Raw genomic sequence first — 20,299 nt, forward strand, 5'->3', positions numbered from 1 at the left:
CTTGGCCGGGCGCATCACTTGAGGGAGAAGCCGGGGGCGGGCGCCGCGTCCGGCTTGCGCTCGGCAGATTTGGTCGGCGCCTGCAGCAGCGGCGTCGTCTGCGACACCGGCTGGCCGGCGGGCTGCACCTGCGGCGCCGCCATCGTCGGCACCGGGCGCTGGGCGCCGCTGTCGCCGGTGAAGGTCTTGCCCATCAGCACGCGCGCGGCGTCGGTCGCCGACTTGTAGCCGTCGGTCGGCAGCGGGATCGGCCCATTGGTCGGCTTCACCAGATAGGGCGTGATGATGATCACCAGCTCGGTCTCGCTGTGGCGGAACCGGGTCGAGCGGAACAGCGAACCCAGGATCGGGATGTCGCCGACGCCCGGCGCCTTGTCGATCTGGTCGAAATGCTTGTTCTGCAGCAGGCCGCCGATCATGAAGCTCTGGCCTGAGCCGAGCTCCACCGTCGTTTCGGCGCGCCGGGTGGTCAGCGCCGGGATCTGGAAGCCGTTCAGCGTCACCGATCCGGTCGAGCTCAGCTCCGAGACTTCCGGGCGCACGCGCATCGATATGCGGCCATCGCCCAGCACCGTCGGCGTGAACGCCAGGCTGACGCCGTACTGCTTGTACTCGACGCCGATCTGGCCGAGGCCCTGCGCCAGCGGGATCGGGATTTCACCGCCGGCAAGGAAGCTTGCCGTCTCGCCCGAAAGGGCAGTCAGGTTCGGATTGGCGAGCGTCGTCACCAGCCCTTCGGTTTCGGCAAGGTCGAGCGCAGAGGCGACATCGATCCCGAACAGCCGCCCGGCCATCGCGATCGCGGTCTTGCCGGCGCCGGGGCCGAGCTTGTCGTAGTTGAAGGCCGTGCCCGGATTGGCAGGATTGACGGGCAGGCCCGTCGCCGGGTTGATCGGGATCGTGCCGGTCGCGCCCGGGAAGAAGGTCGATGCCGGAACGGTCGGGAATTTCGAGATGTCGACATCGCCGATCGAGCCGAAGTTGCGGCCCTGCGCCACGCCGAACAGGAAGCCGCCGGTCTGGTCGCGCGTCAGCAGGTTGCTGCCGATTTCCTTGACCAGGTCGCGGCTGACCTCTGCAATCCGCACCTGCAGATTGACCTGCAGCGGCGTCGCCGTTTTCAGCCGGTTGATTACGCCCATCTTCAGCGGCGCGTTCGGCTCCGACACGTTCACGCCGGGGTTGAGCGCGGTCAGCACCAGCCGCTCCGCGGCGGCGCTGTCCTCGGGTGAGCCGATCGTGCCGGTCAGCACGGCCAGCTGACCCGCCGTGTTGACGGCGATGTCGGCGTCGGGGAAGGCCAGCTTCAACATCTTGTCGAGCGACGTGATGTTCTGGTTCACCCGCACGTTGGTCGCATAGACGACCTGCCCGTTCGCGGTGGTCGCGAACACGGTCGCCTCGCCGGCGTCCTTGCCGAACAGATGGATCTGCCGCGCGTTGCTGACATAGACGTCGGCGACGTTCGGGTTGGAGGTCCAGACGTTGGCGATGCCGGTCGGCAGCGTCACCAGTTGGCCCTGGCCGATCGACAGCAGCACTTCGCTGGTCGGGCGCTGGGTACCGGCCGGCAGATTGCCGACCCGCACGGGCTGTGCCTGGCTCGCCGCCGGAATGGCTGCGGCGAGGACCGTGGCGAGCGCCGCGGCGGCCGTCCGCATCAGAACAGTGGATTTGCGCATCTTATTTACCCTTGACCGGGACTTCGGTCTCCGCGTTGCCGCGGGCGATCTTGACGACGGGCCCGGTGGGGACCGTCACGGGCGCGCCGGATGAGCCGGCTCCCATCGGGGCTGCCGGCGCGGCCGTCGCTCTCGGCACCGTGCGGCGCGCGAAGCGGGACACGTCGCCGCCGGTCACGAAGGTCGTGTCGGTGTCGACGGGGCGCGATGCGACCTGGAGCAGCATCTGACGCTCGGCCTTCGGATCCTTGCTGTCGTCGACGCTGACTTCGCCGGCGGCGATCGCGCGCTCCAGCTCGGCATTGTTGTCGGCGATCGAGCGCAGCGACAGCGACAGCTGGCCCAAGGCCTGGGCGACCGCGATCTTCTCGGCGATCCGGGGCGTCGCCTCCAGCGTCACGGTCGAGAAGGTCTTGACCTCGGTCTTGCCGTCCTTGGTCTCATTGTCGGTGCGCTGGTCGGTCGCGAGCACGCGGATGTTGCGCACGAACGTCTCGGACGCCTTCAGGGGCGGGCCATCGCCGCCGCCGACCACGTCCTGCGTCAGCACCAGGTCGACCCGGTCGCCCGGGAAGATGAAGCCGGCAACACCGCTCTGCGCCGACACCGGCACGGTGACGGCGCGCATGCCGGGTCCCAGCGCGGCGGCAAGGAAGCCGCTGTCGCCGGGCTTGACCAGTGCGCCCTGGGTGATCGGCTGGCCCGCGGTGATCGCGTAGCGCACGACCGTGCCCGGCTGCGGCGGCTGGGTGTCGCCCTTGATGTAATAGGCTTCCTGGACCAGCTCCTTGGGCCAGGGCTGGTAGCGGAAGCTGTCCGCCTGAAGGATGGTGCCGACCGGCAGCGCCCGCGTGGCGACCAGCACCTGCGGGCCATCGGGCTGCGGCGCGCTGACGGCGGCCGCCTGGGCCGGCGTCTCAGCGCTGCTGAACAGGCTGCGGGCCATCACCGCGGTGACGGCCGCCACCAGCAAAGCCCCGACAAGCAAAGCGATTTTTCTTACATCCACGACCGACGACTCCTGGACCGGGTCGATGACCCTTGCCGATCGTCATCAAGCAAACTGGTTAAGATACAGTTCGCCGATGACCCACAATCCCGCAGACGCGATGGCGACGCCGTAGGGCACTTCCGGACTTGTCTTGACCCTGCGCAGCCGGTGCACCGCGACGACGATCAGCGTCAGGACGCCGCCCAGCAGCGACATCGCGAACAGCATCCGCATCAACGGCACCAGCGGCAGCCAGAGCGCCAGCGCACCGAGTAATTTGACGTCCCCGCCGCCCATCCATCCCATCGCGAACAGGCCGGCGAAAACCGCGAACACGGCCACGCCCAGTGCCGCCTGCAAGGCCATGTCGGGCCAGGGCGAAAGGCCGCTCGCCCACCAATAGGCAGGGGCAAGCAGCGCGATAGCCAGATTCAGGCGATTCGCGATAATTCGTGCTTTCAGGTCCGTTACCGCCGCAATCAGCAGCAACAGGGCGAGAATCGCGAGCAGAGCATGGGCAGCCATGCCTGCGCCATCTAGACGCCAAGCCTTGCAAACCCGTAACCAGATTCGATGACCATCAACAGGCGCGTCGTTCCCGCCGGCGCGGATATCGGAAGCTGGCGCGCCGCGGACGAGTGGCCGCTCCGCACCTTCACCTGGCCGGGCGGCGAGCGCGGCTCGCTGCTGTTCCTCGGCGGCCGCGGCGACGTGTTCGAGAAATATTATGAGGCGTTCGACCACTGGCACCGCGCCGGCTGGCGAATCGTAAGCTTCGACTGGCGCGGGCAGGGCGGCTCCGGCCGGCTGTCGGACGATACGCTCGTCGGCCATGCAAGCGACTTTGCGCCGTGGATCGAGGACTTGGCCGCATTCTTCGCGGAGTGGTCGGCGCGGACGGCGGGGCCGCATGTGGTCGTTGCTCATTCGATGGGTGGGCACCTGACGCTCCGCGCATTGTCGGAGCGGCGGATCGCCCCCGATGCCGCGGTGCTGGTCGCGCCGATGCTGGGCCTCAGGAGCGCGCCGTTCGGCCCACGCCTCGGTGCCAGGATCGCGTGGCTGATGACGAAGATCGGCCGGCCCGAGCGGCAGGCGTGGAAGAGCAACGAGCGGCCGGGCGTGCCGATGAAGAAGCGCCAGTCGCTGCTGACGCACGATGTCGCCCGCTACGAGGACGAGCTGTGGTGGAAGCGGGAAAAGCCGGAAATCGAGGTCGGCCCGCCCAGCTGGGCCTGGGTCGCGGAGGCCTATCGTTCGACGCTTGCCCTGCAGGGCCAGGGCCGTCTCGAATCGGTCACGACGCCGCTCCTGCTGCTGGCGGCCGGCCATGACCGGCTCGTCGATCCGGCGGCGATACGGCGCGCGGCGGCGCGCCTGCCGGACGCGAGGCTGCGCATCTGGGGCCCCGAATCGGCGCACGAGATCCTGCGCGAGGCCGATTTGGTTCGTGATGCCGCGCTGGCCGAGATCGATAGCTTTCTCGACGCGCGCGCGCAGGCGCGATGAGCCGCTTCGATGTCGCGATCGTCGGCGCCGGGATCGCCGGCGCCGGCCTAGCCGCCGAGCTTGCGCCGCACGCGTCGGTGCTGCTGCTCGAGGCGGAGGACCAGCCCGGCTACCACGCAACCGGCCGTTCGGCTGCCTTCTGGTCGGAGACCTATGGCGGCCCTTTCGTCCAGCCGCTGACCTCAGCTTCCGGGCCGTGGCTGCGCGCGCATGACCTGCTGAAGCCGCGCGGCGAGCTTCATATCGCGCGCGCGCACGAGGTAGAGCAGCTCGACCGTCTTGCCGATGAATTCGAAGGTCGCGTCGCGCTGGAGCGCTGGCCCGCGGAGCGCGTGCGCCATTGGCTGCCCGATCTTTCCGCCGAATGGGTCGCGGCGCTCTGGATGCCGAGTTGCACCGACATCGATGTCGCGGGCGCGCACCAGCTGTTCCTGAAGACGGCGCGGCAAGGCGGGGCGGTGCTGCGCTGCTCGGCGCCGCTCACCAGCGCCGAGCGAGCCGGCGATCGCTGGCGACTCCAGGCCGGCAGCGAATCGATCGAGGCGGCGGTCCTCGTCGACGCCGCCGGGGCTTGGGCCGATCCGGTCGCCGTGCTTGCCGGCGCGCCGCCGATCGGCATTCAGCCCTATCGCCGCACCGTCGTGCAGGTGGAGGCGGAGCCGCCCGCGCCAACGGACCTTCCGGTCGTATTGGCGGCCGACGGGAGCTTCTATTTCAAGCCGGAGGCCGGCGGTCGGCTGTGGATCAGCCCGCACGACGAGACTCCGGCAGAACCCGGCGACGCCCAGCCCGAGGAAATCGACGTCGCGATCGCGATCGACCGATTCGAGCAGGCGACGCACTGGCGGATCCGGCACGTCGAGCGGCGCTGGGCGGGCCTGCGCTCCTTCACGCCGGACCGGCTGCCCGTCTATGGCTTCGATCCGGCGGCGCCCGGCCTGTTCTGGTGCGCGGGCCAGGGCGGCTTCGGCATCCAGACCGCGCCTGCCGCCTCGCGCATGGCCGCCCGGCTGCTGCTCGGCCGCCCGGTGGCGGAGATCGATCCCGCTCCCTATCTGCCGGATCGGTTCAGATAGTCGGGAGCACGCGATGATCACGCTCTACACCTGGAAGACGCCAAACGGTCGCAAGCCGGCGATCATGCTGGAAGAGCTAGGGTGGGACTATCAGGCGAAGGGTGTCGATATCGGCAAGGACGAGCAATTCGCGCCCGGTTTCCTGAAGGTCAGTCCGAACAACAAGATCCCGGCGATCGTCGATGACGAAGCGGACGGCGGGCCGCTTTCGATTTTCGAAAGCGGCGCGATCCTGACCTACTTGGCGGAACGGAGCGGACGCCTGCTCGCGCCGTCCGGGCACGCGCGGTTCAAGGCGCTGGAATGGCTGTATTGGCAGGTCGGCGGGCTGGGGCCGATGCTCGGCCAGCTCGGCTATTTCGCGAATCGCGCGCCCGAACAGGTCCCGCACGCGATTGAGCGCTTCAAGGACGAATGCGGGCGGCTGATCCGGGTGATGAACGGCCGGCTTTCGGAGGCCGACTATCTGGCTGGCGACTATTCGATCGCCGACATCGCCTGCTACCCTTGGATGGTCACGGCTACGACGATGCTGCAGGTGCCGCTGGCGAGCGCGCTAGAGCATGCGCCCGCGGTGCAGAGCTGGCTCGACCGCGTCGGCGAACGCCCGGCGGTGCAGCGCGGGATGGCCGTGCTGCAGCACTGATCGGGTCAGCCCATCATCATCGCGTCGATCGCGCCCTGGAGGATGTAAGCGGCCGCCATCTTATCGACGAGTTCCGCCCGCCGCGCGCGGCTCGTATCGGCGTCGAGCAGCGTGCGCGTGACCGCCTGGGTGGACCAGCGCTCGTCCCACAGGAGGATCGGCAGCCCGATGCCTTCCAAGTTGCGGGCAAAGGCACGGACCGACTGGGTGCGCGGCGAATCGGAGCCGTCGAGATTCAGCGGCAGTCCGATCACCAGCCCGCGCACCGCCTGCGCCGCGATGAGTCCTTCCAGCGCCGCCTTGTCCGCAGCGAATTTCGTGCGCCGGATCAGCTCGGCGGGGCTGGCGATCGACCAGCCGGCGTCGCACAGGGCGGTGCCGATCGTCTTGGTCCCGACGTCCAGCCCCAGCAGCCGCCCGCCATCGGGCAGCGCGGCGAGTAAATCCTGCTTTGAGGCTGTGATCATGCCGTCTTGTGCTCCGGCGAAGGCCGGAGCCTTGCCCACAACGCTCCGGCCTCCGCCGGAACACTGCTATTGTTTCTCATAGCTCGCCAATCTCCGCGCCGCATCGGCGCGGACGTTTGCCCAGAACAGGCTGATGTCGAACACGTGGTAGTTGTTGCCCGGCAGCACATAGGGCGCAAGCTTCGGCCCCTCGCCGATCAGAAGGATGCCGCGTCCGGCGCAGCGCGCCGGCACCTGTCCCGCCTTGATCTCGGCCGCCGACAGATCCTCCGAGGGATAAAGCGTCCCGAGATTAGCCGAAGCCGGCGCAGCGCCGTCTTGGGTGCCGGTGATCGGGTTCACGCAGAGGAAGGGCGTACCCTTGCGCGGCTGGCCATCAAAGCCGGTGCTCGCGTCATAAGTGTCGGTGATCAGGTCGGGATCGGCCGGCTCGGCAAAGCTCATCCAGGACAGGACGCAGCCGGCCTGGTCGGCGCGCGTGCAGGCGGGCAGGCCCAATGCGGGCAGATCGGTCGTCAGCGAGATCGGCCAGCCGACGACATAGGCCGCGACGATCCGCTTCGCGAGCGGCGTGCCGGCGACCCGCTCGCGAAGCAGCCGCTCCAGGTGCAGCGCGCCCTGGCTGTGCCCGGCCAGGAAAATCGGCCGGTCCTTCGGCACCATCGCCAGGAACGTATCGAATGCCGCCAGCACGTCGCGATAGGCGAGGTCCAGCGCCTTCTGCGCATCCGCCTTGTTGGTCAGGAACGCGCCGAACGTCGCCTGCCGGTATTTGGGTGCCCAGACCGCCGCGACGTCGTTCCACGCGCTCGCCTGGCCGCGGATGAACAGTCGCGCGCGCTGGTTCGCCTCGACATTATCGAGCGCCATGTTCCAGGCGTCGCGGTCGAGAAAGCTGGTCGGGTGCACGAAGAACAGGGCGGCGGGCGGATTCGGGTTCGGCTGGTAGCCGGCCGGCGCCCACAGCGCCGGATCGCTGTGACCCTTGCCCGGGCGCGAATACCACATGGCGGGGTCCGCATAGGCGCCCCGCGCCTGTGGCGGTTCTGCCGTGAAAGCGACGCTCGGCACGAAGACACGGCGAAACAGGTCGGTCCCGAACAGCTGGTATGCGATCCCCGCCCCCAGCACGAGCACGATCAGCGCGGCGATCACATAGAGGAATTTGCGGTCCACTGGCGGGCAGGTAGTCGATTCGTCCGCGCTCGCAAGCCTGCCTTGCCGCCCCGCCTTCGCGATGCTAGCCGCGCCGCCATGTCCGTCGACACCGCAACCGTCCGCAAAGTCGCCGGCCTCGCGCGTATCGCGATCAGCGATGGCGAGGCCGAGGCGCTCGTGCCCGAGCTCAACAACATTCTTGGCTGGATCGAGCAATTGCAGGAAGTCGACACCTCGTCGGTCGAGCCGATGACGGCGGTGATTCCGAGCCAGCTGCGCCTGCGCGACGATCTCGTCACCGAAGGCGATATCCGCGACCAGGTGCTGGCCAACGCGCCTCAGGCCGAGCATGGCTTCTTCGCCGTGCCGAAAGTGATCGAATAATGACGGCGCTCACCGACCTCACCGTCGCGGAGCTGCGCGACGGCTTCCGTGCCGGCGACTTCTCCGCGCGCGAAGCGGCCGAGGCGTTCAACGGCGCGGTCGCGTCCGCCAAGGGCCTGAACGCGTTCATCGTCGAGACGCCGGAGCACGCGCTCGCCGCCGCCGACGCCGCCGACAAGGCCCGCGCGGCGGGCGAGGCGGCGAAGCCGCTTGCCGGCGTGCCGCTCGCCATAAAGGACCTGTTCTGCACGAAGGGCGTGCAGACCACCGCCGCCAGCCACATCCTCGGCGGGTTCAAGCCGGTCTATGAATCGACGATCACGGCAAAGCTGTGGGACGCGGGCGCCGGCATGCTCGGCAAGCTCAACATGGACCAGTTCGCGATGGGTTCGTCCAACGAGACCAGCGCGTTCGGCAACGTGATCTCGCCTTGGCGGCGGAGCGACGGCGGCAATGCGCCGCTTGCGCCGGGGGGATCGTCGGGCGGCAGCTCGGCGGCTGTGGCGGCACGGATCGCGCCGGCGGCGACCGGCACCGATACCGGCGGCTCGATCCGCCAGCCGGCTGCCTTTACGGGCATCTGCGGCATCAAGCCGACCTATGGCCGCTGCTCGCGCTGGGGTGTGGTCGCCTTCGCTTCGTCGCTCGACCAGGCCGGGCCGATGGCGCGCACGGTCAAGGACTGCGCGATCATGCTGGAGGCGATGAGCGGCTTCGACCCGAAGGACGCGACCTCCCTCGACATGCCCGTGCCCGCCTGGGAAGCGGGCCTGTCCGCCGACCTGAAGGGCAAGCGCATCGGCATCCCGAAGGAATACCGGGTCGACAACATGCCCGCCGAGATCGATGCGCTGTGGCGGCAGGGCATCGAGTGGGTGAAGGATGCCGGTGCGGAGGTGGTCGAGGTGTCGCTGCCGCACACCAAATACGCGCTGCCCGCCTACTACATCATCGCGCCGGCCGAGGCGTCGTCGAACCTCGCCCGCTATGACGGCGTGCGCTATGGCCTGCGCGAGCTGCCCGAAGGCGCCGGCCTGCAGGACATGTACGCGGCCACACGCGCCGCCGGCTTCGGCAAGGAAGTGAAGCGCCGCATCCTGATCGGCACCTATGTGCTGTCGGCCGGCTTTTACGACGCCTATTACAACCAGGCGCAGAAGGTGCGGGCACTGATCGCGCGCGATTTCGACAATGCCTGGGAACAGTGCGACCTGCTGCTGACGCCGACCGCGCCGTCCGCCGCCTTTGCGCTCGGCGAAAAATCGGCCGATCCCATTGCGATGTACCTAAACGATGTGTTCACGGTGCCGTCTTCACTGGCTGGGCTGCCGGCGATGTCGGTGCCGGCCGGTCTCGACGGGCAGGGGCTTCCGCTCGGCCTGCAGGTCATCGGCAAGGCGTTCGACGAGCAGGGCGTGCTGAACGCGGGCCTCGCGCTCGAACAGCGCGCCGGGTTTATGAGGCGTCCGGAGCGCTGGTGGTAGCGCGTCTGACGACGACCGATTGGAGTGTGGCGTGACCGTGCAGAAGCTCAGGGTGGCCCTTGTTTCCGCGTCCGACCCGAGCAGCACGGCGGGCTTTTCCGGCACATTGCTGTCCGCCTATCGCGCGCTCCAGCCGCAGTTCGAGGCGCTGGTGCCGATCCATGTCGACCTGCTGCTCAAGGTCAGCGCGAAGCTGAGCGGGCTGCGCCGCCGGCTCACCGGGCGTCACGCCAATTATTATTTCCACCCGCTGTTTTCGGCGGTCGCGGCCCGCCTGGTCGGCAGGGCCGTTCGTGCCGCCAGGCCCGACGTGATCGTCTGCGTCGCCGCCTCCTCGGTGCTCTCGCGGCTGAAGACGGACGTGCCGATCGTCTATTGCACCGACGGCACCTTCCAGTCGCTGACGCGGCTTTATCCGAAATGGCGGGGCCTGCCGCGCTGGAATGTCGAGAACGGCAACACCGCCGAGGCGCGGTCGCTCGATCGCGCCTCGGCGATCGTCGTCTCGTCCAACTGGGCGCGCGATTCGGCGGTGGACGATTACGGCATCGATCCGGCGAAGATCGCCATCCTTCCCTACGGCCCCAATTTGCGCGCGGACCTGCTGCCGCCGGCCGAGCCGCCGGTCATCGGCGACCCGGCGCGGGAGCTGCAGCTGCTCTATGTCGGGCTGGATTGGCAGCGGAAGGGGGGCGACTTCGCGGTCGATGTCGTCCGCCTGCTGAACGAGATGGGCTGCGCGACCCGCCTTAACCTGGTCGGCCGCGTGCCCGACCGGGTCGCCGCGTTGCCGTTCGTCACCTGGCACGGATCGCTGAACAAGGACGTACCCGCAGAGGCCGAGCGGATGGCGGACATCTATCGCCACGCCCACATGTTCATCCTGCCGACGATCGCCGACGCGACGCCGGTCGTGTTCAGCGAAGCAGCCGCCTTCGCGCTGCCGGCGATCACCTTCGACGTGGGCGGCGTCGCCTCGGCGGTGCCGCATGGCCGCAGCGGGCTGGTGTTCCCGATGGGCACCGACCCGGCGACCGTCGCGCGCGACATCGCGGACATCGTCGCCCGTGGCGATCGGCTGGCCGCGCTGCGCGCCTCGTCCTATTCCTGGTCTCGCGACGTGGCGAATTGGTCGCACTGGGGCGCGGCGGTGGCGGAGCTCGCGCTCGAGGCGTATCGTCGCGCGAGGCCCGGCGAAGCCGTGTCGGGCGAAGACGAGGACGAGAGGCCGTCGGCCGCGGCTTTCGCGCTGGCCCGAAAATAGCGCCTGAGGGGGAAGAAATGTTCGCAAGCTTCACCAGGCGAGTGGCCCATATTGCGGGCGACCTGGCGGCCTTCGGCCCCGGCTTCGTCGTCAAGTCCAACCTGGCGAGGCTGCGGCCCGGCACAACCGCGGCGGTCCACGTGCCCGGCATCGGGCCGGTTCATGTGCGCGGCGGCAACAGCGACGTCGCGGTGCTCCGCCAGGTATTCGGCAAGCATGAATATGATCTGGTCAATCCCGCGGGCATGCGGGCGCGGATCCAGGCGCGCTACGAGGAAATCCTCGCCGCCGGACGCAAGCCGATCATCGTCGATGCCGGCGCGAACATCGGCGCGTCCGCGCTCTATTTCGAGCAGCAATTCCCTGCCGCCCGGATCGTCTCGGTGGAGCCGGACCCGGCCAATCTGGAAGTGCTGCGGAAGAATGTCGGCCACCGGCCCAACCATGTGATCATGCCCGCCGCGATCGGCTCCAGCCCCGGCTTCGTCAGCCTCAGCGGCACCGATGTGGGCTGGGCCGTGCAGACCGAGCGCGCGGATCAGGGCCTGCCGATCGTCACCATCGAGGATGCGTTCGCCGCCTCGGGCGGGGACGATCCGCTGCTCGTCAAGATCGATATCGAAGGCTTCGAATCGGACCTGTTCGAGGCCAATTGCGACTGGGTCGCCAAGCCGTATGCGATCGTGATCGAGCCGCACGACTGGATGCTGCCCGGCAAGATGACCTCGGCCAATTTCCAGAAGGCGCTCAGCACCCAGGCGATGGAGCTCTACATCAAGGGCGAGAATCTGCTCTACGTCCGCGCCTGACGACGATCTCAGGCGCCCGGCGGCCGCAGTCCCAGATAGGCCAGCCGCTTCACTTCGCGGCGGCCGCGCGTCACCGTGTCCAGGATCAGCCCGCACGACAGGCTGACGATGCCGAGCAGCACCAGGCCGGTCGACAGCACCGCGGTCGGCAGGCGCGGGACCAGGCCGGTCTTCAGATACGTCGCGAACAGGTCCAGCGACAGGCCCAGCGCGAGCGCCATGAACAGCACCGAGACCAGGCCGAAAAAGGCAATCGGCTTCTCGATCCGATAAAGGTTCAGGATCAGCCGCAGGATGCGCCAGCCGTCGCGATAGGTGGAAAGCTTCGATTCCGATCCCTCCGGCCGCGCGGCATAGCTGGTCGGCACTTCGGCGACCGGCATCTTCAGCTCCAGCGCGTGAACGCTGATCTCGGTCTCGATCTCGAAGCCTTCGGACAGCGCCGGGAAGGACTTCACGAAGCGGTTCGAGAACACCCGGTAGCCGGACAGGATATCGCTGAAGGTCTGGCCGAAAATCCAGGTGACGCAGCCGGTCAGCATCCGGTTGCCGAAGCGGTGCCCGCGCCGATAGGCTTCTTGCGCGTCGCTCTCGCGGGTGCCGACGACCATGTCGAGCTGCTCGGCCACCAGCCGCTCGATCATCGCCGGGGCTGCGGTCGCGTCATAGGTCGCGTCGCCGTCGGCCAGCACATAGATGTCGGCTTCCACGTCTGCGAACATGCGGCGGACGACATTGCCCTTGCCTTGGGTCCGTTCCGTGCGGACGACGGCCCCCGCCTCGCCCGCGACGCGGACCGTGTCGTCCTTCGAATTATTGTCGTAGACATAGATCGTCGCGTTCGGCAGCGCGCGCCGGAATCCGTTGACCGTCTGGGCGATCGCCTTGGCTTCGTTATAGCAGGGCAGCAGCACCGCCACCCGCGCGCGCGTCTGCGCCTCGTTTGCCGCCAGCCGTTCGACCATGTTCATACGCTCCCATACTCGCTCGTCCCGAGCGTAGTCGAGGGGCGCTTCTCCGACGCTTTGCCGCCGCTCCTCGGCTTCGCTCGGAACGAGCGGAACGGGGTTGCAATGCTTGCCGTCCGTGGCGAAGGAGGCGCGCATGGCAACCGCAGCAACCAGCAGCTACCGCATCCAGGGCGCGACCGGCGAATGGGAAGTCGTGATCGGCCTTGAGGTCCATGCCCAGATCACCGCGTCCAAGGCCAAGCTCTTTTCCGGCGCGGCGACCGCGTTCGGGGCCGAGCCCAATGCGCAGGTGTCGCTGATCGACGCCGCGATGCCGGGAATGCTGCCGGTGCCGAACCGCGAGTGCATCCGCCAGGCGGTGCGCACCGGCATGGCGCTCGATGCGCGGATCAACCGCTGGTCGCGGTTCGACCGCAAGAATTACTTCTACGCCGACCTGCCGCAGGGATACCAGATTTCGCAGCTCTACCATCCGCTCGTCGGCGAAGGCGCGGTCACGATCGAGCCGGCCGAGGGCGAGGAAAAAACCATCGGCATAGAGCGAATCCATGTCGAGCAGGACGCCGGCAAGCTGATGCATGACCAGCATCCGACCCGTTCGTATGTCGACCTCAACCGATCGGGCGTCGCGCTGATGGAGATCGTGTCGCGGCCCGATATGCGCTCGCCGGCCGAAGCCGGGGCTTACCTGCGCAAGCTCCGCTCGATCCTGCGCTATGTCGGCAGCTGCGACGGCAATATGGAAGAAGGCTCGATGCGCGCCGACGTGAACGTGTCGGTGAGGAAGCCGGGCGAGGAATTCGGCACCCGCACCGAGACCAAGAACGTCAACTCGGTCCGCTTCGTGATGGCGGCGATCGAGCATGAGGCGAACCGTCAGGTCGACGTGCTGGAAAGCGGCGGCCGCATCGTGCAGGAAACGCGGCTGTTCGATCCGGACAAAGGCGAGACGCGGTCGATGCGCTCGAAGGAAGACGCGCACGATTATCGCTATTTCCCCGATCCCGACCTGCTGCCGCTGGAGCTGGACGAGGAATTCATCGCCGAGTGCCGCGCGAGTCTCCCCGAGCTGCCGGACGCCAAGCGACGGCGCTATGAAAGCGAACTCGGCATCAGCGCCTACAATGCCGCTGTCCTGACCGCCGAGGTGGAGACCGCGCGCTGGTTCGAGGCGCTGCTGGCCGCCGGCGGCGACAGAGTGACGGCCAAGGCCGCGTCTAATTGGGTCATCTCCGACTTGTTCGGCGCGCTCAATCGCCTCGGCCTGTCGGTCGACGAAAGCCCGGTCGGCCCGGAACAGGGCGCCGAGCTGCTGGCGCTGGTCGCGGACGGCACGCTGTCGGGCACGCTTGCCAAGCAGGTGTTCGAGATCATGCTGGAAACGCGCGAGGATCCGGCCGCCATCGTCGAGGCGCGCGGCCTCAAGCAGACCAGCGACACCGGCGCGATCGAGGCGGAAATCGCCAAGGTCCTCGCAGCCAATGCCGACAAGGTCGAGCAGTACAAGGCCGGCAAGCAGGCCCTGTTCGGCTTCTTCGTCGGCCAGACGATGAAGGCAATGGGCGGCAAGGCCAACCCGCAGGTCGTCAATGAACTGCTGAAGAAGGCGCTGGGCTAACCCTGGTCGTTCGCGAACTGGGCGGCAATATCGCGCGCTGTGCGGATCAGGCGCAGGATCAGGACTCGTTCCTTTTCGACGCGATAGACGATGAGGATCCGACGCTCGAACGTGATCGTCCGTAAGCCCCATTCGATGTCGTTTCTTGGGGTCCCATGACGCGGAAAATCCGACAGCTTGAGGCATGAAGCGCGCAGTCGAGCGAGATAGACTTCAGCCGTTGCACGGCCGGCTCGTTCTGCGATCCAGATGCCGAGTTCGCTCAAATCGTCGCTGGCATCCTCCGAGAAACTGACCTTCAATCCAGGCCATCCCGTTCCGCCAATCTCGCATAGGCGCGCTGGAACGCTTCTTCCATCGGGATCGGAGGCCGCGGGTCGGCAAGCGCTTCCGCCACTTTCGCCTTGATCAGCTCGTCGAGCGCGGCTTCCTCGCGTTCCAGGGCGCGGAGGCCCGCGCGCATGACTTCGCTGACCGAGGCGTAGCGGCCTTCTTCAACGAGCCGCCGCGCGAGACCGCCCAACCTGCCAAGCGTAACGGTGACGGGTTTTTCCGCAGCGACTGGCATGGGACCTCCTATATGATTTCATCATAGTCGCTGCGCCAGCGGGTTCAAGCGGAGACAACGGAAGCGAGCTCCGCCGGGCGCAGCTCCCGCGCGAGCTGGTCCATCCGGCATTGCTTCGGCGCCTTGTCCGGACGCCAGCGCAGGAAGCGGGTGGCGTGGCGGAAGCGCTGGCCGGTCACCTGGTCGTACTTGACCTCCGCGATCAGCTCCCAGCGCAGCGGCTGCCATTCGCCGGAGCGTTCGGTCGACCAGCGGCTCGGGCCGCCGGGCGCGTCGCCGGTGAAGCCGGGCGGTCCCACCATGTCTTCCAGCTGTTTCGTCAGCGCCGCCTTGTCGCCCGGCGGCAGGCAGAAGCCGACATGGTCGAGCCTGTCCTGCTCGTCGAACAGGCCGAGCAGCAGCGAGCCGACCTCGTTCTTGCCGGACGCATAGCGGAAGCCGCCGACCACGCAGTCGGCGGAGCGGATCTGCTTCACTTTCAGCATCGCCCGTTCGCCCGGCTGGTACGGCTCATCCAGTCGCTTGGCGACCACACCGTCCAGCGCGCCGCCGGTGCTGGCGAGCCACGCCTCGGCCTGCGCGCGATCGGTCGTCGCCGGCGACAGCAGCAGCGACGCCGAACCGTGCTTCGAGTGGAATCGCTCCAGCTTCTTGCGCCGGGCGGACAGAGGCTCCGCCGCCAGCATGTCGCCGTCCAGCGCCAGCAGGTCGAACAGCATATACTGTGCCGGAGTCTCGGCGGCGAGCTTGCGCACGCGGCTCTCGGCCGGATGCAGCCGCAGTTGCAGCGCCTCGAACGAGAGGCAGTCGCCGACCGGAATGATCAGCTCGCCGTCGAGGATGAAGCGATCGGCCTTCAGCGCGGTCAGCATCGCCACGACTTCGGGGAAGTAGCGGCCGAGCGGCTTGCCGGACTTGGAGATCAGCTGGACGTCGCCGCCATCGCGCACAGCGATGCAGCGGAACCCGTCCCATTTCGGCTCGAACTGCCATCCGGGGCCGGCCGGCAGGGCTTCGACCAGCTTCGCTTCCATCGGGGCAAGGGCGCGCATGGAAGCGGGAACGCACGAAGTCCTAAATCCTCCCTCGCTTGCGAGGGGAGGGGGACCGCGCGAAGCGCGGTGGAGGGGCCCGGAGCGAAGCGGAGGGTGGCTTCCGTCGGCTCCGCCGCCGGCCCCTCCACCACTCGCCTCCGGCGAGCGTTCCCCCTCCCCGAGCCAGCTCGGGGAGGATTTAGAATGCCTTGTGATGCTCCGCCTTGACCCAGCGGACGGTACCGGTGCTGGCGCGCATGACGACGCTTTCGGTGGTCATCATGCCGCCCTTGCGGCGCTTGACGCCTTCGAGCAGCGAACCGTCGGTGACGCCGGTCGCCGCGAAGATGCAGTCGCCCTGGGCGAGCTCTGTCAGATCATAGACCTTGTTCAGGTCCTCGATGCCCCATTTCCGCGCGCGGGCGCGTTCGTCGTCGTTGCGGAACAGGAGCCGCCCTTTGAACTGGCCACCGACGCAGCGCAGCGCCGCCGCCGCCAGCACACCCTCCGGCGCGCCGCCCGATCCCATATAGACGTCGATCGTCGTGTCGGGATTGGTGGTCGCGATCACGCCCGCCACGTCGCCGTCCGGGATCAGCATGATGCCGCAGCCGACCGCGCGCAGCTCAGCGATCAGCTTCTCGTGGCGCGGCCGGTCGAGCACGCACGCGATGACCTCGTTCGGCTTGACGCCCTTGGCGGCGGCGATCGCGCGGACATTGTCGGCCGGGCTCTTGTCAAGGTCGATCACGCCGTCGGGATAGCCGGGGCCGACCGCGATTTTTTCCATGTACACGTCGGGCGCGTTCAGCAGGCAGCCCTTCTCCGCGATCGCCAGCACCGCAAGCGCGTTCGGGCCGGCCTTGGCGGTGATCGTGGTGCCTTCCAGCGGATCGAGCGCGATGTCGATCGCCGGGCCAGTGCCGGAGCCGACCTTCTCGCCGATATAGAGCATCGGCGCTTCGTCGCGCTCGCCCTCGCCGATCACGACGGTGCCTTCGATGTCGAGCGTATTGAGCGCGGCGCGCATCGCCTCGACGGCAGCGGCGTCCGCTTCCTTTTCGTTGCCCCGGCCGATCAGCTTCGACGCGGCGATTGCCGCCGCCTCGGTCACGCGGACCATCTCCAGCACCAGCACGCGATCGAGATTGTGGCTAGCCGTCATTGAAATCGTCTCTCCCTGAACCTGGCGCGGCGATAGGGGAGCGGGACTATTATGTCGAGAAGGCCGGCAGCCGTTCGGGCCTGATCTGCTCCGGCACCAGGCCCGCGGCGGCGAGCGCGTCCGGCCATGCCGCGCCGAGCGCCAGCGCCTCGGCAATCTCCGCCATTGCCGGCGCCGTCTGCAGCCCGTATCCGCCCTGGCCCGCCAGCCAGAAGAAGCCGTCCGCATCGGGCGCATAGCCGGCGACCGGCACGCGGTCGGCGGCGAAAGTGCGCAGGCCGGCCCAGCGGTGGGTGATGCGGCGGACTTCCAGCGTCGTGAACTCGCTCACCCGGTGCGCGGCGACGGCCATGTCGAGCTCGTCGGGCTGGGCATCGCCCGGATCGTCCGGATTCTCGTCGACCGGCGAGGCGAGGAGGCGACCGGAATCGGGCATCATGTACATATAGTCGACGGCGGTCTTCACGAACGGCCAATCCCGCACGTCCATTTCCGCCGGCGGGTCGAAGACGATGATCGTCCGGCGGAGCGGCGTCAGGCCGAGCGGGCGGACGCCGGCCATTTCGGCGACGCGGTCGGCCCAGGCTCCGGCGGCATTGACCAGCACCGGCGCTTCGTAGGTCTCGCCGCTCTCGGCCTGCACCCGCCAGCGTGGGCCGATCGCCACGGCGCGGGCGCCGGTGACGACCTCGCCGCCCGCGGCACGGATCGTCCGCGCGAATCCCTGCAGGAGCGCGTGCGGATCGAGCTTCAGCCCCTCGCGATGCACGAAGGCGGCGACCACGGCGTCGGGCGCCCAGCGCAGTGCCGGGCAATAATGCGCGGCCGCTTGCGCATCGAGCCGCTCGACCGCGTCGGCATGGGCGCGGGTAATCCGCTCCAGCTCGTCGAGCGCGGGCAGCATCGCCTGGTTGGCGATGAACAGCGCCGGCCGGACCGCGGCGAGCGCGTCGAAGCCGTCTGGAGGGGACTGGAAGAATGCGCGGCTATAGGCGGTGAGCGCGCGGACCGTCGCGCCGCCGATGCCGAAGTGCGAAAAGGTCACGCTGCGCCCGGAGCTGTGATAGCCGACGGCATCCTCCGCCTCGATCAGCACGACCTTGCCGTGCTGCGCGAGCCGGGCGCCGACGGACAGCCCGGCGACGCCGCCGCCGATGATCAGGAAATCCGCAGTCTTGGTCATTTGTAGCGTCGTAGAGGGGAAGGTCGGGCTTCGACAAGCTATGGCAGGCGCACGCCGAAGCCGGCGGCGAAGGCGCGGGTGCCGGTGGGCGTCACGTCCAGCGCGCGCGAACCGTGCCGGCGACGCACCCAGCCGCGGGCGAGCGCGGCCGTGCAGATCGCGGCCCCGGCCTGCCCCGCCAGGTGATGGCGGCGCTCGCTCCAGTCCAGGCAGGGCCGGCAGGTCGGGCGCCGGCGTGCGGGGACCTCGATGTCCAGCGATCCGAGCAGGGCGGTGCCGCTGTCGCTGAGCGCGGCGCCGTCGGCGGAAAGACGCAGATGGCCCGCTCCGGCGAGCGCGGCGAACAGCGCGACGCCGAGCTCGCCGGCCAGATGGTCGTAGCAGATGCGGGCCTTGCGCAAGGCCGCGTCGCGCGGCCCGGGGCGCGGCAGGCGGCCGATCCGATCGGCGGTAACGAGTTGCAGCCCTTCGAGGATGGCGCCGATCTCCGCGGACGCGATGCGGAAATAGCGGTGCCGCCCCTGCGCCTCGACCGCGAGCATCCCGGCGGCGACTAGTTGGGCAAGATGGCCGCTCGCCGTCTGCGGCGTGACGCCGGCGGCCTCCGCCAGCTCGCCGGCAGTAAAGGCGCGGCCGTCCATCAGCGCGTACAGCATTGCCGCGCGGGTGGGGTCACCGATCAGCGATGCGGTTTCTGCCAGCCGGATGATCGTGGTCATCGCGCCACCCTAGCATGGCGGCGGCCCCGATGCTTCGGACGAGAGCGAAACATCGAGGCGGCCCGCCGCCTACCAGCGGCGCGAGGAGGACGGCCCATGATCACCTGCTTCATCCGCTACGAGTTGGACCCGTTCAAGGTCGAGGAATTTGAGCGCGACGCCGCCGTCTGGGGCGAGGCGATTCCGGCGTGCGGCGCCGATCTGATCGGCTATTTCGCGCCGCACGAAGGGTCGGCGACCGTCGGCTATGGGGTTTACACGATCGAGAGCCTCGCCGCGTACGAAGCCTATCGCGCGCGGTTGCGGGAACATGCCGCGGCGCGCGACAATTTCGCCTTCGCGAAGGCGGAGCAGTTCATCCGGCGCGAGGACCGGCTGTTCCTGCGGCCGATTGCGGGGCCCCGCGCATGATCGCGGTGATGTCCGAGGGATGGACCGCCCCGGCGCACGGCTCTGAATATCTCGACCTGGCCGCGCGGCTCCGCCCGCTGCTGGACGGCGTACCGGGCTTCATTTCGGTCGAACGGTTCCGCAGCCTCTCCGACCCGGAAAAGCTGTTGTCGCTGTCGTTCTGGGAGGACGAAGGGGCAGTCGCCGCCTGGCGCAACCGGCCCGAGCACCGCGCCGGCCAGGCCCGCGGACGCAGCGGCGTGTTTCGCGACTACCGCATTCGAATCGCGGACGTTTCCCGGGACTACACGCTCCGGGATCGCGCGCAGGCGCCGGCGGATAGCGACGGCGGCCGCCCGCAAGCCTGATCGAAATCAGGAACCGCCGCTTGCGCCCGGTCGTTTTGCGGCCCGGCTTCAACAAGTCGGGAGTAGAGTAATGACACGCATTCAGAATCTGGCGCGAAGCATCGCGCTCTCGGGGTTGCTGATTGCGGCGGCGACGCCGGCGCTGGCCGGCGAGAAGGATCGGGCGCGTCAGACGATCGCCGAGGCCGATGCCAAGATAAGCGCCATGCTGCAGACCGGCGGCGCCGGCGTGGACGCATCGCTTTCCACCGAGGCGCAGGCGTCGCTGCGCGACGCGCGGGAGCAACTGGGACGGGGCCATGAGCGCCAGGCGATCAACGCGGCCCTGAAGGCGTCGGAACTGGCTGACCGCGCGCTGGCCAAGACGCAGCAGGCGGAAAGCGCTGCCAGCGCCGCGCAGCAGATGCAGGCCCAGGCCGCGATCGGCGCGGCCCAGGACCAGGCGGCCGCGGCGAACGCCCGCGCCGACGCGGCGCAGGATGCGGCGCAAAGGGCCGCGGCCGATGCCGCCGCCGCGCGCGCGGCCGCAGCTACCGCAGCCGCCACGCCGCCGGCGCAGACGACGGTGACCACCTCGACGGAGACGAGCGGGGCGACCGTCACCTCTGGATCGGGCACCGTCCGCAAGGCGCCCGTGCACAAGCGCCGCACGATCACGACGCGCACGGTGAAGACGACGCCGAAGGTCAAGACGACCACCACCGTCACCGAGCATCATTGATTCGGCGGACCAGGGGCGCGGCCGGGCAAGGTCGCGCCCCTTCTTCATGCGCGCTTGCCATTGCGCGCAAAAGCCTGAAAGCTGGCCTTTGA

The 20,299-nt window shown here is 68.6% G+C and carries 23 protein-coding genes; 11 read left to right on the forward strand and 12 right to left on the reverse strand.

The features are described 5' to 3' along the window. Nucleotides 1–14: 14 nt before the first annotated feature. From GON01_RS04250 to GON01_RS04260, 3 genes are read right to left on the reverse strand one after another with little or no spacing between them, the layout of a single operon-like run. Nucleotides 15–1,682, reverse strand: a complete 1,668-nt coding sequence (locus GON01_RS04250; RefSeq protein ID WP_157026129.1) for a type II and III secretion system protein family protein — start codon at nt 1,680–1,682, stop codon at nt 15–17. Nucleotide 1,683: 1 nt separating this feature from the next. Continuing rightward, complete coding sequence (gene cpaB / locus GON01_RS04255) at nt 1,684–2,691, reverse strand: Flp pilus assembly protein CpaB (RefSeq protein WP_181599888.1); 1,008 nt, start codon at nt 2,689–2,691, stop codon at nt 1,684–1,686. 45 nt (nt 2,692–2,736) lie between these two features. After that, nucleotides 2,737–3,198: an A24 family peptidase gene (locus GON01_RS04260; protein WP_157026130.1), complete on the reverse strand. Its 462-nt coding sequence runs from the start codon at nt 3,196–3,198 to the stop codon at nt 2,737–2,739. A 48-nt stretch (nt 3,199–3,246) separates the two neighbouring features. Between GON01_RS04260 and GON01_RS04265 the strand changes: the two genes are divergently transcribed. From GON01_RS04265 to GON01_RS04275, 3 genes are read left to right on the forward strand one after another with little or no spacing between them, the layout of a single operon-like run. Next, the gene (locus GON01_RS04265) at nt 3,247–4,182 is read left to right on the forward strand and encodes an alpha/beta fold hydrolase (RefSeq protein WP_157026131.1); all 936 of its coding nucleotides are present in this window, start codon (nt 3,247–3,249) and stop codon (nt 4,180–4,182) included. Beyond that, nucleotides 4,179–5,258: an NAD(P)/FAD-dependent oxidoreductase gene (locus GON01_RS04270; RefSeq protein WP_157026132.1), complete on the forward strand. Its 1,080-nt coding sequence runs from the start codon at nt 4,179–4,181 to the stop codon at nt 5,256–5,258. The genes GON01_RS04265 and GON01_RS04270 overlap by 4 nt, the downstream gene beginning before the upstream one ends. A 13-nt stretch (nt 5,259–5,271) precedes the next feature. Then, nucleotides 5,272–5,904, forward strand: a complete 633-nt coding sequence (locus GON01_RS04275; protein ID WP_157026133.1) for a glutathione S-transferase N-terminal domain-containing protein — start codon at nt 5,272–5,274, stop codon at nt 5,902–5,904. A gap of 5 nt (nt 5,905–5,909) precedes the next feature. Here GON01_RS04275 and ruvX read toward each other — a convergent pair whose 3' ends face one another. Both ruvX and GON01_RS04285 read right to left on the reverse strand, forming a co-directional pair. Then, nucleotides 5,910–6,371 carry a Holliday junction resolvase RuvX gene (gene ruvX / locus GON01_RS04280; protein ID WP_157026134.1) on the reverse strand — a complete coding sequence of 154 codons (462 nt, stop codon included), beginning with the start codon at nt 6,369–6,371 and terminating at the stop codon, nt 5,910–5,912. Between the two features lie 66 nt (nt 6,372–6,437). Then, entirely contained in the window at nt 6,438–7,547 is a 1,110-nt protein-coding gene (locus GON01_RS04285; protein ID WP_181599889.1) for a DUF3089 domain-containing protein, read from the reverse strand. A gap of 78 nt (nt 7,548–7,625) precedes the next feature. Here GON01_RS04285 and gatC point away from each other — a divergent pair, with 78 nt between their 5' ends. From gatC to GON01_RS04305, 4 genes are read left to right on the forward strand one after another with little or no spacing between them, the layout of a single operon-like run. Continuing rightward, nucleotides 7,626–7,913 (forward strand): Asp-tRNA(Asn)/Glu-tRNA(Gln) amidotransferase subunit GatC, encoded by a 288-nt coding sequence (gene gatC, locus GON01_RS04290; RefSeq protein ID WP_157026135.1) that lies wholly within the window; start codon nt 7,626–7,628, stop codon nt 7,911–7,913. Beyond that, entirely contained in the window at nt 7,913–9,397 is a 1,485-nt protein-coding gene (gatA, locus tag GON01_RS04295) for an Asp-tRNA(Asn)/Glu-tRNA(Gln) amidotransferase subunit GatA (RefSeq protein ID WP_157026136.1), read from the forward strand. Before gatC ends, gatA begins: the two co-directional genes overlap by 1 nt. Nucleotides 9,398–9,428: 31 nt before the next feature. After that, the gene (locus tag GON01_RS04300; protein WP_181599890.1) at nt 9,429–10,661 is read left to right on the forward strand and encodes a glycosyltransferase family 4 protein; all 1,233 of its coding nucleotides are present in this window, start codon (nt 9,429–9,431) and stop codon (nt 10,659–10,661) included. A 17-nt stretch (nt 10,662–10,678) separates the two neighbouring features. After that, the gene (locus GON01_RS04305; protein ID WP_157026138.1) at nt 10,679–11,470 is read left to right on the forward strand and encodes an FkbM family methyltransferase; all 792 of its coding nucleotides are present in this window, start codon (nt 10,679–10,681) and stop codon (nt 11,468–11,470) included. Between the two features lie 8 nt (nt 11,471–11,478). Here GON01_RS04305 and GON01_RS04310 read toward each other — a convergent pair whose 3' ends face one another. Continuing rightward, complete coding sequence (locus GON01_RS04310; protein WP_232328655.1) at nt 11,479–12,441, reverse strand: glycosyltransferase family 2 protein; 963 nt, start codon at nt 12,439–12,441, stop codon at nt 11,479–11,481. Nucleotides 12,442–12,574: 133 nt separating this feature from the next. Between GON01_RS04310 and gatB the strand changes: the two genes are divergently transcribed. After that, a complete protein-coding gene (gene gatB, locus GON01_RS04315; RefSeq protein WP_157026139.1) occupies nt 12,575–14,059 on the forward strand; it encodes an Asp-tRNA(Asn)/Glu-tRNA(Gln) amidotransferase subunit GatB in 1,485 nt (494 codons plus the stop codon). Here the strand turns inward: gatB and GON01_RS04320 are convergent. From GON01_RS04320 to GON01_RS04345, 6 genes are all read right to left on the reverse strand, one after another. Continuing rightward, on the reverse strand, nt 14,056–14,361 hold the full coding sequence (locus GON01_RS04320) for a type II toxin-antitoxin system RelE/ParE family toxin (protein WP_157026140.1): 306 nt from the start codon (nt 14,359–14,361) through the stop codon (nt 14,056–14,058). The two genes, gatB and GON01_RS04320, sit on opposite strands and share 4 nt — an antisense overlap. Then, on the reverse strand, nt 14,358–14,627 hold the full coding sequence (locus GON01_RS04325; RefSeq protein ID WP_157026141.1) for a ribbon-helix-helix domain-containing protein: 270 nt from the start codon (nt 14,625–14,627) through the stop codon (nt 14,358–14,360). Before GON01_RS04325 ends, GON01_RS04320 begins: the two co-directional genes overlap by 4 nt. 44 nt (nt 14,628–14,671) lie before the next feature. Beyond that, nucleotides 14,672–15,679, reverse strand: coding sequence for an ATP-dependent DNA ligase (locus GON01_RS04330; RefSeq protein ID WP_157026142.1), 1,008 nt, complete (start codon nt 15,677–15,679; stop codon nt 14,672–14,674). 181 nt (nt 15,680–15,860) lie between these two features. Then, a complete protein-coding gene (gene glpX / locus GON01_RS04335; protein ID WP_157026143.1) occupies nt 15,861–16,826 on the reverse strand; it encodes a class II fructose-bisphosphatase in 966 nt (321 codons plus the stop codon). A gap of 49 nt (nt 16,827–16,875) precedes the next feature. Then, on the reverse strand, nt 16,876–18,009 hold the full coding sequence (locus GON01_RS04340; RefSeq protein WP_157026144.1) for an NAD(P)/FAD-dependent oxidoreductase: 1,134 nt from the start codon (nt 18,007–18,009) through the stop codon (nt 16,876–16,878). Nucleotides 18,010–18,047: 38 nt separating this feature from the next. Further along, on the reverse strand, nt 18,048–18,728 hold the full coding sequence (locus tag GON01_RS04345; RefSeq protein ID WP_157026145.1) for an ArsR/SmtB family transcription factor: 681 nt from the start codon (nt 18,726–18,728) through the stop codon (nt 18,048–18,050). A 96-nt stretch (nt 18,729–18,824) separates the two neighbouring features. Between GON01_RS04345 and GON01_RS04350 the strand changes: the two genes are divergently transcribed. The 3 genes from GON01_RS04350 (at nt 18,825) to GON01_RS04360 (ending at nt 20,207) form a co-directional block, all read left to right on the forward strand. Next, on the forward strand, nt 18,825–19,139 hold the full coding sequence (locus GON01_RS04350; RefSeq protein WP_157026146.1) for an NIPSNAP family protein: 315 nt from the start codon (nt 18,825–18,827) through the stop codon (nt 19,137–19,139). Continuing rightward, a complete protein-coding gene (locus GON01_RS04355; protein ID WP_157026147.1) occupies nt 19,136–19,486 on the forward strand; it encodes an antibiotic biosynthesis monooxygenase family protein in 351 nt (116 codons plus the stop codon). The genes GON01_RS04350 and GON01_RS04355 overlap by 4 nt, the downstream gene beginning before the upstream one ends. Before the next feature lie 70 nt (nt 19,487–19,556). Then, entirely contained in the window at nt 19,557–20,207 is a 651-nt protein-coding gene (locus GON01_RS04360; RefSeq protein WP_157026148.1) for a hypothetical protein, read from the forward strand. Nucleotides 20,208–20,299 lie beyond the last annotated feature (92 nt).

Origin of the sequence: Sphingomonas horti (assembly GCF_009753715.1) — a bacterium.
Classification (GTDB): Bacteria; Pseudomonadota; Alphaproteobacteria; order Sphingomonadales; family Sphingomonadaceae; genus Sphingomonas_B; species Sphingomonas_B horti.

Bases quoted from the DNA above. Each gene is read 5' to 3' on its own strand.
- GON01_RS04250 (WP_157026129.1), bottom strand. From the start codon at position 1,682: ATGCGCAAATCCACTGTTCTGATGCGGACGGCCGCCGCGGCGCTCGCC.
- GON01_RS04260 (WP_157026130.1), bottom strand. From the start codon at position 3,198: ATGGCTGCCCATGCTCTGCTCGCGATTCTCGCCCTGTTGCTGCTGATT.
- GON01_RS04265 (WP_157026131.1), top strand. From the start codon at position 3,247: ATGACCATCAACAGGCGCGTCGTTCCCGCCGGCGCGGATATCGGAAGC.
- GON01_RS04270 (WP_157026132.1), top strand. From the start codon at position 4,179: ATGAGCCGCTTCGATGTCGCGATCGTCGGCGCCGGGATCGCCGGCGCC.
- GON01_RS04275 (WP_157026133.1), top strand. From the start codon at position 5,272: ATGATCACGCTCTACACCTGGAAGACGCCAAACGGTCGCAAGCCGGCG.
- ruvX (WP_157026134.1), bottom strand. From the start codon at position 6,371: ATGATCACAGCCTCAAAGCAGGATTTACTCGCCGCGCTGCCCGATGGC.
- gatC (WP_157026135.1), top strand. From the start codon at position 7,626: ATGTCCGTCGACACCGCAACCGTCCGCAAAGTCGCCGGCCTCGCGCGT.
- gatA (WP_157026136.1), top strand. From the start codon at position 7,913: ATGACGGCGCTCACCGACCTCACCGTCGCGGAGCTGCGCGACGGCTTC.
- GON01_RS04305 (WP_157026138.1), top strand. From the start codon at position 10,679: ATGTTCGCAAGCTTCACCAGGCGAGTGGCCCATATTGCGGGCGACCTG.
- GON01_RS04310 (WP_232328655.1), bottom strand. From the start codon at position 12,441: ATGAACATGGTCGAACGGCTGGCGGCAAACGAGGCGCAGACGCGCGCG.
- gatB (WP_157026139.1), top strand. From the start codon at position 12,575: ATGGCAACCGCAGCAACCAGCAGCTACCGCATCCAGGGCGCGACCGGC.
- GON01_RS04325 (WP_157026141.1), bottom strand. From the start codon at position 14,627: ATGCCAGTCGCTGCGGAAAAACCCGTCACCGTTACGCTTGGCAGGTTG.
- GON01_RS04330 (WP_157026142.1), bottom strand. From the start codon at position 15,679: ATGCGCGCCCTTGCCCCGATGGAAGCGAAGCTGGTCGAAGCCCTGCCG.
- glpX (WP_157026143.1), bottom strand. From the start codon at position 16,826: ATGACGGCTAGCCACAATCTCGATCGCGTGCTGGTGCTGGAGATGGTC.
- GON01_RS04340 (WP_157026144.1), bottom strand. From the start codon at position 18,009: ATGACCAAGACTGCGGATTTCCTGATCATCGGCGGCGGCGTCGCCGGG.
- GON01_RS04345 (WP_157026145.1), bottom strand. From the start codon at position 18,728: ATGACCACGATCATCCGGCTGGCAGAAACCGCATCGCTGATCGGTGAC.
- GON01_RS04350 (WP_157026146.1), top strand. From the start codon at position 18,825: ATGATCACCTGCTTCATCCGCTACGAGTTGGACCCGTTCAAGGTCGAG.
- GON01_RS04355 (WP_157026147.1), top strand. From the start codon at position 19,136: ATGATCGCGGTGATGTCCGAGGGATGGACCGCCCCGGCGCACGGCTCT.
- GON01_RS04360 (WP_157026148.1), top strand. From the start codon at position 19,557: ATGACACGCATTCAGAATCTGGCGCGAAGCATCGCGCTCTCGGGGTTG.